Here is a 286-nt window from a genome sequence, read left to right as displayed (position 1 = left end):
CCAGATTTTTTCGCGTACCCCTAACGGGTGTGGTCACAGGCAGGTGGCCATGTGCCTGCGCGCTGAGGAAGGGGAGCGTATCGCTGATAAGACGGTTTTGAAGATGATGCGTCAGATGGGGCTGCGCTGCGGTATACGCCGTGAGAGGCCCTACCATAGGTACAACTCCTATAAGGGGGATGTGGGGCAAAGGTTTGAGAACATTATCGGTCGTGATTTCAAGGCTGATGGTCCTTGGCAGAAGTTGGGTACTGACGTTACCGAGTTTAAGCTTTCCTTTGGTAAG

The 286-nt window shown here is 53.1% G+C and carries 1 protein-coding gene; it reads left to right on the top strand.

Annotated elements, in window-relative coordinates:
* Window positions 1-4 precede the first annotated feature (4 nt).
* On the top strand, window positions 5-286 hold a 282-nt coding region (locus HMPREF2674_RS06565; protein WP_256370785.1), incomplete at its 3' end, for an IS3 family transposase.

It is taken from the genome of Rothia sp. HMSC062F03, assembly GCF_001836905.1.
In the GTDB taxonomy this organism is placed as follows: domain Bacteria; phylum Actinomycetota; class Actinomycetes; order Actinomycetales; family Micrococcaceae; genus Rothia; species Rothia mucilaginosa_A.
This window is presented reverse-complemented; position numbering and strand designations above follow the sequence as displayed.